Source organism: Enterobacillus tribolii, from assembly GCF_003363015.1.
Taxonomy (GTDB): Bacteria; Pseudomonadota; Gammaproteobacteria; order Enterobacterales; family Enterobacteriaceae; genus Enterobacillus; species Enterobacillus tribolii.
The window spans coordinates 1-16,492 of the sequence record NZ_QRAP01000014.1; the positions used below are offsets into that span (position 1 = coordinate 1).

General features: G+C 53.5%; 15 protein-coding genes, 3 tRNA genes and 1 pseudogene. 8 read left to right on the forward strand and 11 right to left on the reverse strand.

Features of this window, described 5'->3' with window-relative positions:
* Positions 1–93: 93 nt before the first annotated feature.
* Positions 94–383 (forward strand): annotated as a pseudogene (locus tag C8D90_RS20235) (transposase); the annotation flags it as partial.
* Between the two features lie 265 nt (positions 384–648).
* Here the strand turns inward: C8D90_RS20235 and C8D90_RS20240 are convergent.
* The 6 genes from C8D90_RS20240 to uvrY all read right to left on the reverse strand — a co-directional run bounded on the left by C8D90_RS20240 (position 649) and on the right by uvrY (position 4,190).
* A tRNA-Leu gene (locus tag C8D90_RS20240) sits at positions 649–735 on the reverse strand.
* 11 nt (positions 736–746) lie between these two features.
* Positions 747–820: transfer RNA gene (locus tag C8D90_RS20245), tRNA-Cys, on the reverse strand.
* Between the two features lie 53 nt (positions 821–873).
* Positions 874–949: transfer RNA gene (locus C8D90_RS20250), tRNA-Gly, on the reverse strand.
* 155 nt (positions 950–1,104) lie between these two features.
* Positions 1,105–1,653, reverse strand: a complete 549-nt coding sequence (pgsA, locus tag C8D90_RS20255) for a CDP-diacylglycerol--glycerol-3-phosphate 3-phosphatidyltransferase (protein WP_115460283.1) — start codon at positions 1,651–1,653, stop codon at positions 1,105–1,107.
* Between the two features lie 55 nt (positions 1,654–1,708).
* Positions 1,709–3,541, reverse strand: coding sequence for an excinuclease ABC subunit UvrC (uvrC, locus tag C8D90_RS20260; protein WP_115460284.1), 1,833 nt, complete (start codon positions 3,539–3,541; stop codon positions 1,709–1,711).
* Positions 3,534–4,190: a UvrY/SirA/GacA family response regulator transcription factor gene (gene uvrY / locus C8D90_RS20265; protein ID WP_115460285.1), complete on the reverse strand. Its 657-nt coding sequence runs from the start codon at positions 4,188–4,190 to the stop codon at positions 3,534–3,536. The genes uvrC and uvrY overlap by 8 nt, the downstream gene beginning before the upstream one ends.
* Positions 4,191–4,798: 608 nt before the next feature.
* Between uvrY and C8D90_RS20270 the strand changes: the two genes are divergently transcribed.
* Both C8D90_RS20270 and C8D90_RS20275 read left to right on the forward strand, forming a co-directional pair.
* The gene (locus C8D90_RS20270; protein WP_115460286.1) at positions 4,799–5,023 is read left to right on the forward strand and encodes a DUF2594 family protein; all 225 of its coding nucleotides are present in this window, start codon (positions 4,799–4,801) and stop codon (positions 5,021–5,023) included.
* A 112-nt stretch (positions 5,024–5,135) separates the two neighbouring features.
* Complete coding sequence (locus C8D90_RS20275; protein WP_115460347.1) at positions 5,136–5,480, forward strand: GlpM family protein; 345 nt, start codon at positions 5,136–5,138, stop codon at positions 5,478–5,480.
* Between the two features lie 161 nt (positions 5,481–5,641).
* On the opposite strand, the gene C8D90_RS20280 is transcribed toward C8D90_RS20275, so the two are convergent.
* The 3 genes from C8D90_RS20280 to C8D90_RS22580 all read right to left on the reverse strand — a co-directional run bounded on the left by C8D90_RS20280 (position 5,642) and on the right by C8D90_RS22580 (position 8,176).
* A complete protein-coding gene (locus tag C8D90_RS20280) occupies positions 5,642–6,496 on the reverse strand; it encodes an FkbM family methyltransferase (protein WP_115460287.1) in 855 nt (284 codons plus the stop codon).
* A gap of 283 nt (positions 6,497–6,779) precedes the next feature.
* Complete coding sequence (locus C8D90_RS20285; protein ID WP_230473066.1) at positions 6,780–7,460, reverse strand: gamma-glutamylcyclotransferase; 681 nt, start codon at positions 7,458–7,460, stop codon at positions 6,780–6,782.
* Between the two features lie 404 nt (positions 7,461–7,864).
* The gene (locus tag C8D90_RS22580; protein WP_446661694.1) at positions 7,865–8,176 is read right to left on the reverse strand and encodes a hypothetical protein; all 312 of its coding nucleotides are present in this window, start codon (positions 8,174–8,176) and stop codon (positions 7,865–7,867) included.
* 72 nt (positions 8,177–8,248) lie between these two features.
* On the opposite strand from C8D90_RS22580, the gene ivbL reads away from it, so the two are divergent.
* The 4 genes from ivbL to C8D90_RS20315 all read left to right on the forward strand — a co-directional run bounded on the left by ivbL (position 8,249) and on the right by C8D90_RS20315 (position 10,972).
* A complete protein-coding gene (gene ivbL, locus C8D90_RS20295; protein WP_115460289.1) occupies positions 8,249–8,347 on the forward strand; it encodes an ilvB operon leader peptide IvbL in 99 nt (32 codons plus the stop codon).
* A 115-nt stretch (positions 8,348–8,462) separates the two neighbouring features.
* On the forward strand, positions 8,463–10,145 hold the full coding sequence (gene ilvB, locus C8D90_RS20305) for an acetolactate synthase large subunit (RefSeq protein ID WP_115460290.1): 1,683 nt from the start codon (positions 8,463–8,465) through the stop codon (positions 10,143–10,145).
* Between the two features lie 3 nt (positions 10,146–10,148).
* Positions 10,149–10,439, forward strand: coding sequence for an acetolactate synthase small subunit (gene ilvN, locus C8D90_RS20310; protein WP_115460291.1), 291 nt, complete (start codon positions 10,149–10,151; stop codon positions 10,437–10,439).
* A gap of 98 nt (positions 10,440–10,537) precedes the next feature.
* Positions 10,538–10,972 carry an NUDIX hydrolase gene (locus C8D90_RS20315; RefSeq protein WP_115460292.1) on the forward strand — a complete coding sequence of 145 codons (435 nt, stop codon included), beginning with the start codon at positions 10,538–10,540 and terminating at the stop codon, positions 10,970–10,972.
* A 7-nt stretch (positions 10,973–10,979) separates the two neighbouring features.
* Here C8D90_RS20315 and C8D90_RS20320 read toward each other — a convergent pair whose 3' ends face one another.
* Positions 10,980–11,822 carry a class I SAM-dependent methyltransferase gene (locus C8D90_RS20320; RefSeq protein WP_115460293.1) on the reverse strand — a complete coding sequence of 281 codons (843 nt, stop codon included), beginning with the start codon at positions 11,820–11,822 and terminating at the stop codon, positions 10,980–10,982.
* Positions 11,823–12,423: 601 nt separating this feature from the next.
* Between C8D90_RS20320 and C8D90_RS22430 the strand changes: the two genes are divergently transcribed.
* Positions 12,424–15,474, forward strand: a complete 3,051-nt coding sequence (locus tag C8D90_RS22430) for an autotransporter outer membrane beta-barrel domain-containing protein (protein ID WP_196238527.1) — start codon at positions 12,424–12,426, stop codon at positions 15,472–15,474.
* A gap of 69 nt (positions 15,475–15,543) precedes the next feature.
* Here the strand turns inward: C8D90_RS22430 and C8D90_RS20330 are convergent, their stop codons facing one another.
* The gene (locus C8D90_RS20330; RefSeq protein ID WP_115460294.1) at positions 15,544–16,485 is read right to left on the reverse strand and encodes a p-hydroxyphenylacetate 3-hydroxylase reductase component; all 942 of its coding nucleotides are present in this window, start codon (positions 16,483–16,485) and stop codon (positions 15,544–15,546) included.
* Positions 16,486–16,492 lie beyond the last annotated feature (7 nt).

Consider the following 16,492-nt stretch of genomic DNA (forward strand, 5'->3'; position numbering starts at 1 on the left):
AGCAATACCCAGAAATACGATATTCATGGTGATTCTCCTGCTGAGCATATTTCGTACAGTTAACCGTAGAGGGAGGAGGTAGTCCATCCCATTAACTGGAAATCCAAATACGGTGGGATGGGATCCTCTGATATCAAGCGGATGAAAGAGCTGGAAGAAGAAAAACGTCGATTAAAACAAATGTATGCATCTCTGAGCCTGGATCATGAAATCCTTAAGGATGTCGTCGCAAAAAAACTTTAACGGTACCTGAGAGGCGTGAGCTGGTGCGCTATGTTATGGCGGAACATCAGGCCAGTGAGCGACGCGGGTGCCGTATTATCGGTATTAGTCGAAGCCTTTTACACTATCGCCCGAATACCGAACGGGATATTTCAGTGATCTAGGCATTGCAAAAGCTGGCACATCAGTATCCAGCGTATGGTTTCGGCCTCATGTTCAAATCGAAGGGACTACAAAACGACCAGATATGACCGAAAAATTCAGGTTGTGCCGGTTGTTGGTGGTCAGTGATTATTCGTTTTTACCGAAGTATGGGAAAAAGATATTAGGACGGATATTAGGAAAAGGAGTTCAGATCACAAAAAAACCGCCTTCCGGCGGTTCTACGACACTGCTTATTGCTTTGATTATTCTGCTATTTTCCAATGGTACCCGGAGCGGGACTTGAACCCGCACAGCGCGAACGCCGAGGGATTTTAAATCCCTTGTGTCTACCGATTCCACCATCCGGGCTCTGGGAAAATTGGAGGCGCGTTCCGGAGTCGAACCGGACTAGACGGATTTGCAATCCGCTACATAACCGCTTTGTTAACGCGCCAAATCTGTCGCTCTTTGAGCTAAAACCTGCGCTATGCGCAAATTTCTTTAATTTGGAGCGGGAAACGAGACTCGAACTCGCGACCCCAACCTTGGCAAGGTTGTGCTCTACCAACTGAGCTATTCCCGCTTTGGTAAATAAGTCATTCATTCAGAACTTATTTACTTGTATCTTCTGGCTTTTCACTTCGCCGTTCGATGCGTTGCATTCTACTTATCTGGCGCACTGCGTCAACACCAATTTTCGTATAACACGTCTGTTTGCTGCTTTTTAACGCGCTTCGATCAGGGTTCAAGCAGATCGCCGCGCGCCGCATTCAGGTACTGGAACATAGACCAGAATGTCAGCACCGCCGCAATGTAAAGCGCGATAACGCCAGCGGCCACAATATAGCTGTCCGGCCGCCAAAGCAGGCCCACCAGCGCCAGCATCTGGGCCGAGGTCTTCACTTTGCCTATCCAGGAAACCGCCACGCTGCTGCGTTTGCCTATCTCCGCCATCCACTCACGTAACGCGGAGATAATAATCTCACGCACAATCATGGTCGCAGCCGGCAGAGTGATCCACCATACGTGAAAATGCTCGGTCACCAGCACCAATGCCGTAGCAACCATCACTTTGTCCGCCACCGGGTCGAGAAAAGCGCCAAAACGCGTGGTCTGCTTCCAGCGGCGCGCCAAAAAACCGTCAAACCAGTCGGTGATGGCCGCAATTACGAATATCAGCGCGCAGACAAAAGGAGCCCAGGTGAAGGGAAGATAAAACGCCACGACAAAAAACGGGATCAAAATAACCCGGAACAGGGTCAACAACGTAGGTATATTAAATTGCATAGCGTGAGATAAAAATCTTCCTAAGGAGATATCGTACTATGTTGCTACAATACCCTTAGTGTTTCAACGCATTGTGGATCTTTTCTGCCAGTGCAAGCGAAATACCCGGCACTTTTGCGATCTGCTCGACACTTGCATTCATTAAAGACTGCAACCCGCCCATGTGTTTGAGCAGTTGCTGCCGCCGTTTCGGCCCCACCCCTTCTATCGTCTCCAGAGAACTGGTGTTGCGTACTTTGGCGCGTTTTTTACGGTGGCCGGTAATAGCATGATCATGCGAGTCATCACGGATGTGCTGAATCAGGTGCAGCGCCGGTGAGTCCGGCGGGAGCGAAAACCCTTCGCCTTCCGGTTCAAAAAACAGCGTTTCTAGGCCGGCTTTACGATCGCTGCCTTTGGCGATACCCAGCAGCAGCGGCTTCGTGGTATCCCAGGACACGTTCAGCGAGGAAAAAACGTCCTTCGCCTGCGATAACTGCCCTTTCCCACCATCGATAAATACCACGTCAGGAATTTTCTCTTCATCAAGCGCTTTACCGTAACGGCGGCGCAGCACCTGATTCATTGCCGCATAGTCATCCCCCGGCGTAATGCCGGTGATGTTATAGCGACGGTATTCCGCGCGCACCGGGCCATTACGGTCAAATACGACACAGGAGGCTACCGTCTCCTCACCCATTGTATGACTGATGTCGAAACACTCCATACGCCGGATCTCGGAAATATGCAGCACTTTTTCCAATTCGCTCATGCGCTGATGAATGGTCGACTGTTGGGAAAGTTTGGTGGTCAGCGCCGTCGTTGCGTTGGTTCTGGCAAGCTTCAGGTAACGCGCCCGATCGCCGCGCGGACGGCTTTGGATCTGAATACGCCGCCCGGCAAGCTCCGTCAGCGACTCGGCCAGCAGGTCTTTCTCCGGCAAACTGAAATCGAGCAAAATCTCACCGGGTAAAGTGCGTACCTGGCTGCCCTGCAGATAAAACTGGCCGACGAATGTCTGTACCACTTCCCCAAGCTCCGTACCGCCGGGCACCTTGGGAAAGTAACTGCGGCTGCCCAGCACTTTTCCCTGCCGGATGAAAAGCACGTGCACGCAGGCCATGCCGGCATCGAATGCCACGCCGATCACGTCCAGATCGTCGCTGTCGCCGGAAACGAACTGCCGCTCGGTTACGCGGCGCACCGCCTGAATCTGGTCGCGAATGCGTGCGGCCTCTTCAAAATTCAGCGTTTTACTGGCTTCTTCCATCCGCGCAATCAGGGAGTTCAGCACCTGATTATCTTTACCGGACAGGAACAGACGCACATAGTCCACCTGCTGCGCATACTCTTCTTCGCTGACCAGCCCTTTTACACAGGGGCCAAGACAACGACCAATCTGATATTGCAGACAGGGGCGCGAACGGTTGCGGTAAACGCTGTTCTCACACTGGCGAACCGGGAAAAGTTTTTGCAGCAGCGCCAGCGTTTCCCTTACCGCGTAAGAATTAGGGAAAGGCCCAAAATATTCCCCTTTGGCGTGCTTTGCACCACGATGGATACTGATTCTGGGATGAGTGTCTGCACTAAGAAAAATCAATGGGTAGGATTTATCGTCCCGCAACAGAACGTTATATCGCGGCTGATATAATTTTATATAATTATGTTCCAGCAGCAGCGCTTCGGTTTCAGTATGCGTGACGGTTACGTCTATTTGCGCGATGTTCTTTACCAGAGTTTCCGTTTTACGGCTGGCGAGATTTTGCCGGAAATAACTGGAGAGGCGTTTTTTGAGATCTTTTGCCTTGCCAACATAAATCACCGTATCGCTGGCATCATACATACGGTAGACGCCCGGCTGACTGGTGACTGTTTTCAGAAACGCTCTGGGATCAAACGGTTCACTCACTTCCGCGTAACTTCTCTGCCGTACACAATCCGTGACGGATTGCCAGATGCGTCAGCTCAACGTCGCCATTGATGTTTAGTTTGCTGAACATACGGTAGCGATAGCTGTTTACCGTTTTCGGACTGAGGTTCAGTTGCTCTGAAATCTCGTTGACCTTACGCCCCTGCGTAATCATCAGCATGATTTGCAGTTCACGTTCCGACAGGCTGCTGAAAGGCGTCTCCGTTTGCGGCGTCAGCTGGCTCAGTGCCATCTGCTGCGCGATATCGGAAGCAATGTAGCGCTGGCCGGCATGCACCGCCCGAATCGCGTTCACCACTTCCTGCGGCGCGGCGCCTTTGCTCAGGTAGCCGAATGCCCCCGCCTGCATGACTTTCGCCGGCAACGGATTTTCAGTGTGGATAGTCAACATGATCACCTTGACATCCGGGCTATGCCGCAAAATTTTGCGAGTCGCTTCAAGCCCGCCGATGCCCGGCATGTTCATATCCATGAGTACGATATCAACGTTGTTGCTGCGGCACCATTTAACGGCATCCTCGCCGCACTGGGCCTCGCCAACAACTTTAATCCCTTTGATATCTTCAAGAATGCGTCGGATCCCTGCGCGCACCAGTTCGTGGTCATCAACAAGAAGAACGCTTATCAAAGAAAAATCTCCAACATAATGAAGAGAATAACAGCACTGCTCATCAATCAAGTTTAGTAGATAATACTGGTTTTTGTTCCAATAATGAATAGTGAATTTACTAATGCATTTATTCGCGCCAGATTAATTATCAGCCACTTAATTTGCGTTTATCCGCGTTTGCGCGTAAATCACGCAGGTAAAATCGTATTAACAGTGCATCAAAAGCGCTCCCTGCATGCATTCCAATAAATCGGCAACATAATCAACATTTAGCCAACATACAATAATTATAAAAATAACTGTTGTATATTGCTATGAATATATTGACACCTACTGGTTTTGCATTCTGTGCTTTCCCAACGGTGAATAGCCGGAAACGATTTTAACACGCGCAGTCCGTTGTGCCGATAAAAATAATACGGAAACATCCTGAAAAAACGGCAAGTATAATGATAATTCATTCCATAATATGAGCAGAAACGACACTTTTGTTACTTTTGCTGCTGCCTCGCCCGGCGGCGGCGCACGCTATTATCACGGGTTGTGATATACTTCACGCCGAGCAGCCCGGCCCGCATCCGGCGGGGCGGCAGTCTGTATGAACACATTATGAGAAAGGATATTATATGAGCAACGTCGACTTTTCCACTGAGCCCACGATTGAGTCCCTGGCAAACGAAGTGGCCTGCCTCAAAGCCACCCTGACGTTTATGCTGAAGGCCATGGGCCAGGCAGATGCCGGCAAAGTCATCATTAATACGCAGAAATTCGCTGCCCAGCTTGAAGATCCGGCACAAGCGGAAGCGTTTAACCGCACCCTCAGCCAAATCATCCACGAATACCGTAAATAAGCTATGCGACAACGGCCAGCGCCCGGTAACGCTGCTGGCCCCGCGTCGTTTCGTTCGCCCTTCCCTCCGGCTGCAGCACCTGCGCCACGCGGGATAAGACTTGGAAATGGCCATGGGACTTGTTTTAAAAGCCATTCTTGGCGCACTGGTGGTCGTGTTGATCGGGGTTTTATCGAAAACCCGTAATTATTACATTGCCGGTCTGATCCCCCTTTTTCCGACATTTGCGTTAATCGCGCATTACATTGTCGGAAGCGAACGTGGCACTGAAGCCTTACGCGCCACCATTATCTTTGGTATGTGGGCGATCATTCCTTATTTTATCTATCTGGCGTCTTTACTGGTCTTAATCAGCTGGGTACGCCTGCCCTGGGCCCTGACAGGCGCCGTCGTCTGCTGGGTTGCCGCAGCCTGGCTGTTGATTTTGTTTTGGAATCGTTGGCACGGCGTCAATTAATGCCCGGAGCAAAAAAGCGTCTGTAGACAAAAAATACCGGGCTTATTCTTATATAAATAAGAATAAGTCAGATCATTATCATCCCGGTTAAGGTAAATAAATCATCCGCGGCATGCAATAAAACTAACCCGCCGGATTTCCGACGGGTTACACACTTTCCGTTATTTCTCTGCGTGCTCCTGGCAAGCGCAGGTATGACGGGGAATATCATCCGGATGAGGCTCTTCGCGCAGGAAAATATACGTCGGCGATATGTCATGAAAATCGCCGCTGTGTTCTTTAAACGCTTCCGGCTCCATTATCGCTAAGGTATGGTCCTTGGTCGTTATCCCCGCACGATAAACGTAAGGATGCGTTTTCTTGATGATGCCATTGAATACATTGAATTTATCATCATCTATCTCAGCCCAGATCGCTCTCGGCGGATTATTCGCCAGGGAGCGGGACGCGCCCTGAATCACATCGATTTCCGCGCCTTCAATATCCAGTTTCCAGATATCAAATGCTTCTCCTATAGCATCCACGCCAAGCGCCGGCACGGAAATCGTGACAGGCGGCTCCTCTGAAAGCCATCTGAGACGATCAACAATTTCCGGATCGCAGGTTGCCCCCTGCTCATAAACCGGCGAAGTAAACATCTCTTTTTCGCCAATCTCCCCGCAAAGCGCTGCATTAATGCAGGTAATATCCGGATGTTCAAGCGCGTCTATTCTCCCGGCAAATGCCGGAAACGCCTCTACGGCAGTGACGTTCCGGGCTCCGGCGGCAAGTAACCACAGCGCGGTTAACCCAATATTCGCGCCCGCATCCAGCACCCGGTCGCCTTTTTTTACCAAATGATTGATAAGAAATCGTGTAATATCAAATTGCGGATGGGTTACGTCACAAAGCAGGCATAAGGCGCAGCGCCTTTCATACTGGTTAGCCAAATCAAGCCTGAGAGGATATCCCGCAATCTCTACCGAGATATGCCCTTCGCGGTTAAAATACTTTTCTACATCGCTATAGTGTTGCATCCATTCCTCTTATATTTATATATCCCGCCCCACACCGGGGAGAGCAATAATATAAGAGGAAAACGTCTCCTTCATCTGCCGCAATGATGAGCAAAAAGTGCATTCCCGCGCATTTCAGAATATAGCCTGAGACTTACAAGCATAAATTTAGGATAAGCGCCATAGGAGTTTTCAGAATATCAGCCATTGCCTTGCCGCAGTTAAAAACGTTTAATACCTACCGATAACTATTATTTTATGTTCATCATCACATTCTCCCGCCGGTTTTCACCGGCGGTTTTTTTTATCCGTCTTGCTTTATTGCCTGCCCATCGTTTTGAATTAAACGCACGTATTCCGCTAATTCTCCGATCATAGGATCTTCAATATCGAGGCGAATTAACGCCTGCTCCAGCGAAAACAGATATTCCGCATTCGAACCGAGCGCGCCGCACGCGCCGGCAATCATTCCGGCAACAACTCCGCAGGTGGTATCCGCCTCATACAGAGGATGCGAGGGATTGGTTACGAAAGTAATCGCCCAAACGCTGCGCCCGTCCGCCAGTTGTACGTTGCACCAGCACGGGTTATACACTCCGGCCAGCATTTCCCGCATCCACAGCAGGCGAAGCTCTTGCTGCACCTTGTCTGCATCAAGCCGGAACACGATACCGCAGGTTTCTCCGCCCGCCTTCAGGCCCAGCATCCTGCCCGGCGCGCGCGCAGACCCGCGCCCCGCCAGCAGACGAATGTTAAAATCACGCGACCAGCCGTTCAGGCGGCCGGTTTGTGCTTCAGCGAAGTCCAGCAGCGGATTCCAAATCAACGAACCGTAACCAAAAATCCACACATCCTGCGTGACGGGGCAACGCTTCAGCGTTTCCTGCAACGAGCAGTTCAGTTGCTCGGGCGTCAGGAACATCTTTTCCAGCGTTGAATAGGTCCTGGCGAACTCGTCAGACTCCAACAGTTTTCGGGTTAACACACCACTCTCCCGGCAATAACCACAGCCAGTATTTAAACTAATTTATCGTATAAATTAATACAAGCGTGATTAAATGCTAAACAAAAATCTTTATATACTTAAATATTCCGAAGAATGTAGAGCGCGATGGATGCTTCCATAATGATGATCAAAATCGACCAGAAGGCCGTCATGAACTGCGCATGGGCTGCGATAAAAAGTCTGAGGGATTGAATTTTGAGGGATAGCATAAGGACCCTCCTGTTTGTTTCTGTACTTTTCTTAGTCTACGCCCGATAAAATTATTGCGCAAATAATCAATTAAATTTTAATCACCATCATTAGCCCTCACTAAAAGAATATTCAATAAATTGATATCTATGGTTTTTATCCAAATCCGGCAGAAATGATGTTCGTTTGCCCCTTTAAATCCGACCCGTTACAATGATCCGCGTCATTCTTTGTTGTAGCAGGTTTTTCCGATGTCTTCCCACTGGGACACCATAAGATCCATTTATTTTATCGGTATGGCCGTCACTGCCCTGATAATTTTCTTTTTCAGCCGTGATTCCATCAAAATGCGCCTGCTCGCCGCCCTGCTTATCGGCACCACCTGGCCGCTCAGCTTCCCCGTTGCGCTTATCTTCCTGTTTTTCTGAGTATAAAAAACCGCCATCTTCAATCCGCTCAGACCCGAAAAAGTGACCGGAACCGCATTTTTTCGTCTGCGTAGGCAAAAACGTTGTGCCATTTTCCGGCTTATGCTTTTATAAAAAACATCGTTGATAGTTTATTGATTAAGGAATCCCGTGACTACGACCCTGCCAACCCAAAGCCTGCTACTAACCGCGCAACCTGCCGCGGTGGTCGTCGTGCGTGTGGTGGTGGTCGTCGGCAATGCGCCGTAACGGGTCCCGAATCAACGTACGATTCTCAAAACCCCGCCGGCGCAAACCGGGCGGGGTTTTCTCTTCTGTGAGTCCTGCCTGAGGCGCCCCGGCCCAGAAGAAGGACGAAGACGCAATGACATCCACACAACGCAAACGTTATACGGGCGCGCAATTGATCGTTCACCTGCTGGAACGGCAGGGTATCACCACTCTCGCCGGCATTCCTGGCGGCGCAGCCCTGCCGTTGTATGACGCGCTGAGCCAGAGCCGGATTATTCATCACGTCCTGGCCCGTCATGAACAAGGCGCGGGGTTTATCGCTCAGGGAATGGCGCGGGTAAGCGGCAAAGCCGCGGTCTGTATCTCCTCAAGCGGGCCGGGGGCGACCAACCTGGTTACCGCTATTGCCGACGCCAAGCTCGACTCCATTCCCCTGGTGTGCATCACCGGCCAGGTCGCGTCCTCGATGATCGGCACCGATGCCTTCCAGGAGGTGGATACGTACGGGATCTCCATTCCCATCACCAAATACAACCATCTGGTGCGCGACATCCGCGAGCTGCCGCAGGTCATTACCGATGCTTTCCGCATCGCGGAATCAGGACGGCCCGGCCCGGTGTGGATCGACGTCCCCAAAGATGTGCAAACGGCCGAAATTGAGCTGGACGAACTGCCGCCCATCGCCACGCCCGACGCCCCGCCGGCTTTCGCCAATGAACCGGTGCTGCGCGCCGCCGACATGATCAACCGCGCACAGCGGCCGGTACTGTACCTGGGCGGCGGTATCATCAACAGCCAGGCGCAGGCGATGGCGCGGGAAATGGCGGAGCGCGCCAACATCCCTACCGCCATGACGCTGATGGCGCTGGGCACCCTGCCGGGCGATCATCCGCTGTCGCTGGGCATGCTGGGCATGCATGCCGCGCGCAGCACCAACTTCATTTTGCACGAGTCAGATCTGCTGATCGTACTGGGCGCCCGCTTTGACGACCGCGCCATCGGCAAAATGGAGCAGTTCTGCCCCAACGCCAAAGTTATCCACGTTGACATCGACCGCGCCGAGCTGGGCAAAATCCGCCAGCCGGACGTCACCCTGCATGCAGACGTCGGTGAGGTTCTGCGTCAGCTGTTGCCGCATATCGAAGCACAGCCGCGCGCCGGATGGCTGACGATAATGCGCGATATGCAACGCGATTTCCCCTTCACGCCGAACAACATCGACGATCCGCTCAGCCACTACGGACTGATTCGCGCCGCGGCCGACGCCGTGGACGATGACGCCATTATCACCACCGACGTCGGCCAGCATCAGATGTGGGTCGCTCAGGCGTATCCGCTGCGCCGTCCGCGCCAGTGGCTGACCTCCGGCGGACTGGGAACGATGGGATTCGGCCTGCCCGCCGCCATCGGCGCCGCGCTGGCGCAGCCGGAACGCAAAGTGCTGTGTTTTTCCGGCGACGGCAGCATCATGATGAATATTCAGGAGATGGCCACCGCAGCTGAACATAATCTGGATATCAAAATCATTCTGATGAACAATCAGGCGCTGGGGCTGGTACATCAGCAACAAACCCTGTTCTATCAACAGCATATTTTTGCCTCAACGTATCCCTACAGCACAGATTTCATTAAAATCGCCTCCGGTTTCGGTATGGATACCTGCGATCTGAACGCCGCAGCCGATCCCCGCCAGGCCTTACGGGAAGCCATCCAACGTCCCGGTCCGTGCCTGATTCACGCGTTGATTGACATTGAGGCGAAAGTTTTCCCGATGGTTGCGCCCGGCGCCGCCAACATTGACATGATTGGAGAGTAAGCCATGTCCGAACATCAAAATACTCCGGTGGTGCTTGAACTCACGGTGAGAAACCATCCCGGCGTTATGACGCACGTTTGCGGCCTGTTTGCCCGCCGCGCCTTCAACCTGGAAGGCATTTTGTGTATGCCGCTGAAAGACGGCGATAAAAGCCGGATTTGGCTGCTGGTGCTTGACGACGCTCGTCTGCCGCAGATGATCAATCAGGTTGATAAGCTGGAGGATGTACTGGCGATTCATCGCCATAACGAAGACGTGATGGTTTTCGAACAGGTCAAAGTTTTCTTTCAGTAACGTATTTTGTACATACCAATCAGTTGCACAAATCCAGCCAGGCACGCAGGGTATTGCCCGCAAGGGCAATACCGCGGCCGGCCATCCGGGAGTAAATTATGGCGGAAGTCGTGAGCCCCGTTGCGGCGACTATTGCGGTGGTCGTACACAATGACCGGGTTTTGCTGGTGCGACGGGCAAATCCGCCCGATGCGGGATTATGGGGATTTCCCGGCGGAAAAATTCAGGCCGGAGAAACACTGTCTGCCGCCGCGCTGCGCGAGCTGCATGAAGAAACCAACCTCATCGCCGAAGCCGGTCCGGTGCTTACCACGCTGGATGCGCTCGACTATGCCGCAAACGGGCAACTCAGGCACCATTTCATTCTGGTTGCCGTTTTGTGTCGTTGCTGTCACGGGGAAACGAAAATCCGCGCCGGGGACGACGCGCTGGAGGCCCGCTGGTTCGTCACCAGCGACCTGATGCGGGAACCGCCCCCGCTCAGCGAGGGCGTGTTGGACGTGCTGCGGCTGGCATTACAGACCGGGCGCTAGCCCGGCGTTACGCCTTCTGCCACCAATAGGCATCCAGCTTGTTCTTAAACTCCTCACCCGGCTGCCACGACGCCGACGGCTGTGTGCCGACGGGCGCAAAACCACAGGAGGCAAACAGCTTGCGATACCCGTCCTGCGTATACGCCTGCATGCTGGAGTCGTAACGGCTGACCTTGTCACCCTCTTCGATGACCCAATAGGACGACGTGGCTATCTGCTGCTCCCCGTCCCAAAAATTCTCCTGCAGCAACAGATGCGGCGCAGCGGAAAACAGACCGCTCTCAAGCGTCTGCCAGCTGCTTTCCTGCATTCCCTGGCGACAAACCTCATCCCAGGTATGTACTTCGGTCAGCAACATACCGCCAGGGTTCAGCATTGATGCCACCTGAGGCAGCAACCGCTCAATATCATCCCGGCTGAATACGTTGAACTCGCCGAACGTCAGCATAATGAAGTCAAACCGTTCCGTGCTGTGATACGTACGAATATCAGACAGCACGTAATCGATATTAAAGCCGTCCTTCGCCGCCTGCTCTTTGGCATAACGAATCGACGCAGGTGAAAAATCCACCCCGGTACACCGGTATCCCTTGGCCGCTAAGCGTTGCAGATAAAACCCCGGCCCGCAGCCGAGATCCAGCACGCGGCGCCGATCGCTGCCCAAACGGGCGGTAATCTGATGAATTTGTTGCTCAATGACACGAAAACGCCTGCTGGCCCAGTCATGTTCCTGGGAAAGGTGGTTTTCCAGCATGCGCACACTGAATGATTCATCATTCCACGGAATTTTCTCCCCGCTTTGCCAGGGAGTCGCCGGAATCGCTCTTTTAATCAGATCGGATAATGTCATTGCGATTACTCAGTTCTACTAATCAATTACGCCCGGCCACCTGGATTCATAAATGAACAGGCACCGACGGATTATTTTGCATCCCTGCGCCTATCCTTTTGACATATTTATATTTTTTTAACAGGAAACCTTACTTTCGGCGTCATTTTACCTCTCAATACCGGTAAAGAGAAGGGAAAATAAGAAATACATCAGAATCATCCAGTATTGCCGGAATAATCCATAGCGTCCCTATGGATTATAAAATCAATGATTAAGCGTTATTGATTGATTACGCATTCAGACCGCCTGGTCCGTATTATTAATGAGCAATCCACCCACCGCAACGCGCCCGGAAAGCAACACCTTTTTATCGCGAAATAAAAAGGGATTGGTGAAAATAACGAATTTATCACCATAAAATGGATAAGTTAAGGGATTACCGCCATTAAAACAGAAGAAACAGCATGAAAGCCCTTAATATAATTAGCACGAATAGATCTCACATATAAAATGATCCCGATCAATATAAGATTATACCCGATGAATAAGAATGCTCTTAGTCAATGACTGACGATATGCATCGCCAGATGCCTGTTCAAAAAGGAATTGGAGAATAATCATGTCTCTCTATAGGAAAAATCTTTCCTTCATCGCAATTAACATCTCCCTGGCTCTGGGGACCCTTGTCCTCCCCCCTCTGGTACATGCCGGCCAGCAATACACCGGCTTCATCTGGAGCAACGGCAGCTATGGTGACGATTACACCATCACGGGTGCCAACAGCGGCGGCTACCAGGGATCGGCAATCTACAAAAACGCCAACAACGCGGTTCCCGGCGACAGGAGCACCGGTATCGTGTTCGGAGATAACCTCGTCGCCACTACCGGTTCTTTTCTGCGCAGCGGCGCCGACGTTATTATGACTAAAGCCGGCAACGATGTTGATGCTTCAATCGTCGTCGGCAATAACGCCCAGCTAAAGGCCACGGGGATTTCCGGCGATGGCATTAACATTGGCTATGGCTCTGGCTCAATGGCCGTCATCATCGGTGAAAACGCAAAGATCACGACCACCTACGGCATGGGGGTACGTGCAAACCTGGGCGATCGGGACTCTATCCTGAACCTGATCGAAATCGGCCGCGGCGCGGTGATCACCACTAACGGCAGCGGTAGCAACACCAGTAGCGGCGAAGGCTACGGCGTTTATGCCGGTAACCGCCAAAAAAGTAATGAGTCCGGTTCGAAGGAAGACAGCGTCCAGCTCGGCCAGGCCATCGTGAAAATCGGCGCCGACAGCAGCATCACCACCGCCGGGTCCAATGCCCACGGCGTGTTCGCCAACAAAGGCGGACGGGTCGTGCTCGGCGATAACGTCACCGTTCTCACCAAGAACACCGGCGCCAATTCGGTCGCTGATGGTCTGCACGCGGAAAAAGGCACCGAAATCAACTACAACAGCGGCAGCATTGAGCTGCTCGGCGGCGCCAACATCACCGTGCTGGGCGCTAAATCCAACGCGATTTCGGTCTACGGCGAAGACGCCATTGTTCACTCTTATGACGCGGAAACCGACAGCGCTAGCGCGGGTATTTTCACGATCACCGGCAACCTGCTGGCCAATGAGCAGGGACAGATCGCGCTGAACATGATCGACAGCAGCATGGTAACAGGCGACGTCAACGCCCTGAACAGCGGCCTCATAGATTTAACCATGGCCAATAACAGCAGCCTGGATGGGAACATCAATGCCACTGCACAGGGTAATGCCCGTCTGGCGCTGACGGATGCCAGCCAGTTCACCGGCAACGCGGACGCCTCCGATAAAGGCAGTGTCAGCCTGCAACTGGACAACGGCAGCACCCTGACCGGCAACCTCAGCGCGGCAACCGAAGGCACCGTCGCCCTGACGATGCAAAACACCAGCACGTTCACCGGCAACGCTGACGCTACCGATAAAGGCAGTGTCAGCCTGCAGCTGGATAACGGCAGCACCCTGACCGGCAACCTCAGCGCGGCAACCGAAGGCGCCGTCGCCCTGACGATGCAAAACACCAGCACGTTCACCGGCTATGCCAATGCAGGAACCGCAGAAGGCGCAGCCAACCCGGACAACGGCACCATTAACGTCACGATGTCGACAGGCAGCATCTGGAACATGACGCAGGACTCCATGGTTTCCACCTTCTCCCTGAACGGTTCACGGCTGAACTTCGCCCCGCCTGCGGATGTCGACGACCCGGAGAATTTCGTCCCCAGCATCCTCACCGTCACAGGTAACTATGACGGCGACGGCGGCATCATCGCGATGAATACGGTATTGGGCGACGATAACTCCAAAACCGACAAGCTGGTGGTCAAAGGCTCAACCTCCGGCACCACCAACATGATCATTAACAACATCGGCGGCGCGGGCGCTACGACGATTGAAGGGATTGAGATCGTCAACGTAGCGGGCGATTCTGATGGTATCTTCCAGAAACTGGATGGCACCCGCATCGTTGCCGGCAGCTATGACTACTCCATCGTGAAAAAGGACAGTAACTGGTATCTGACCAGTTACAAGGAGCAACCCCCGGTCGATCCTGAACCGGAACCTGAGCCAGAACCCGGTCCGGGCCCTGGACCGGGGCCGGGACCTGGCCCCGGACCTGGACCTGGACCAAAACCTGAGCCGGAACCTGAGCCTGATCCGGAACACGTTCAGCGTCCGGAATCCGGCAGCTACATCGCTAACCTGGCGGCGGCCAATACGATGTTCATCACCCGCCTCCACGATCGTCTGGGTGAAACCCAGTACACCGATGTCTTAACCGGTGAGCAAAAAGTCACCAGCATGTGGATGCGCAACGAAGGTGGTCATAACCGCTTCCGCGATGCCAGCGGCCAGCTGAGCACCACCGGCAACCGCTACGTGCTGCAAATCGGCGGCGATCTGGCGCAATGGACCAGCAACGGGCAGGATCGCTGGCACCTTGGCCTGATGGCAGGCTATGCCAATAACCAAAGCAAAACCCGCTCTTCGGTGACGGGCTACAGTTCACGCGGACACGTCAACGGCTACAGCGTCGGCCTGTACGGTACCTGGTATCATAATGAGGCAGATAAAACCGGTCTGTACGTTGATACCTGGGCGCTCTACAGCTGGTTTAAAAACCGGGTCAGCGGCGATGCGCTGCAAACCGAGAAGTACGACTCCGACGGTTTCACCGCCTCGCTGGAAAGCGGCTACACCTTCAAACTCGGTGCAAACGAGCGTGCCAGCTACTGGTTGCAGCCCAAGGCGCAGCTTACCTGGATGGGCGTTAAAGCCGACGATCACCGCGAGCACAACGGAACCCGCGTTCGCGGCGAAGGCGACGGCAACCTGATGACGCGTCTGGGGGTTCGCGCCTACGCCAGCGGGCATCACGCCATCGATGATGGTAAGGACCGTACCTTCCAGCCGTTCGTCGAACTGAACTGGATCCACAACACGAAAGACTTCGGCGTGAAAATGAACGATGAGCACAACGCCATGCGCGGCGCCAAAAACATCGGTGAAGTTAAGGTCGGTGTGGAAGGCCAGACCAGCAAGCGGCTGAACCTGTGGGGTAACGTCGGCTATCAGGCCGGTGACAAAGGTTACAACGACACGCAGGTCATGATGGGCATCAAATATCACTTCTGATATTCATAAACAGAAAAAGCGCCATGTTCCGCAACGGACATGGCGCTTTCTTATTCAAACAGTCCGGGCTTACGCGTTATCCCGGATACCGCGCAACAGCTTCTTCAGCACGGCAACGTCCTCCGCGCTGAACGACGCCAACACCTGCTCCTGCTGTTTAACGGCGATCTCCCTCAGCACGGCGGCCTGCTCTTCACCCGCCGGCGTCAGACGGTAACCGGCATCCGTATTGGTCACCAACCCTTTACGGCACAGAATCTCTTCCGCTTCCTCAATTTCCCTGGCCGGCATCGCGACTTCACACAACAGCGCATTCTGGCTCATATGCTCGTCGCTGCTGAGCACCATCAGCATCCGCGCCTCGCTGGTGCGCAGCCCGCTGGAAAGCTGTTTAGGCTGATACGACGACTGATAGCTGCGCAGCGCCTGCGTCAGCAGGTAGTAGACGTTATCTTCCAGGCGCTTCTGACGGCAACTGGCTTCACCCGGCGGCACACTGCCTTCCTGCGCGCGCGGATACGGCAACACCATCGAATAAGCGCCCTGATGGTACACCAGCGGCGCACGGCCGAAATCATCAAACGCCACCACCCGGCCAATCAGGATCCAGTGATCGCCGCCGTCCGTCTGCTGGTATTTCTCGCACTGAAAGCGGGCCGAGCAGTCATGCAGCAACGGTGCCCCCCCGGCCCCGGCGTCGTAGTCCAGCCCGGCAAACTTATCTTCGCCCGGACGGGCGAAACGGTTGGAAAGCACAATCTGGTCAGCGGCCAGAATATTCACGGCGAAATGCGTCGCCTGCTCGAAAACCGAATAGCTTCCCGAACGCTTATCAATGCTCCACAGTACCAGCGGTGGGTCCAGAGACACCGAGTTAAAGCTGTTGGCGGTCACGCCGACGCGACTGCCGTCGTCGGCGCAGGCCGTCACCACGGTAACGCCCGTGGCAAAATTTCCCAGCGCGCGCCGGAAAGCGCGCGGGTCAAGGACATCTCCAGAGTGATGCGTCATGCTTAAA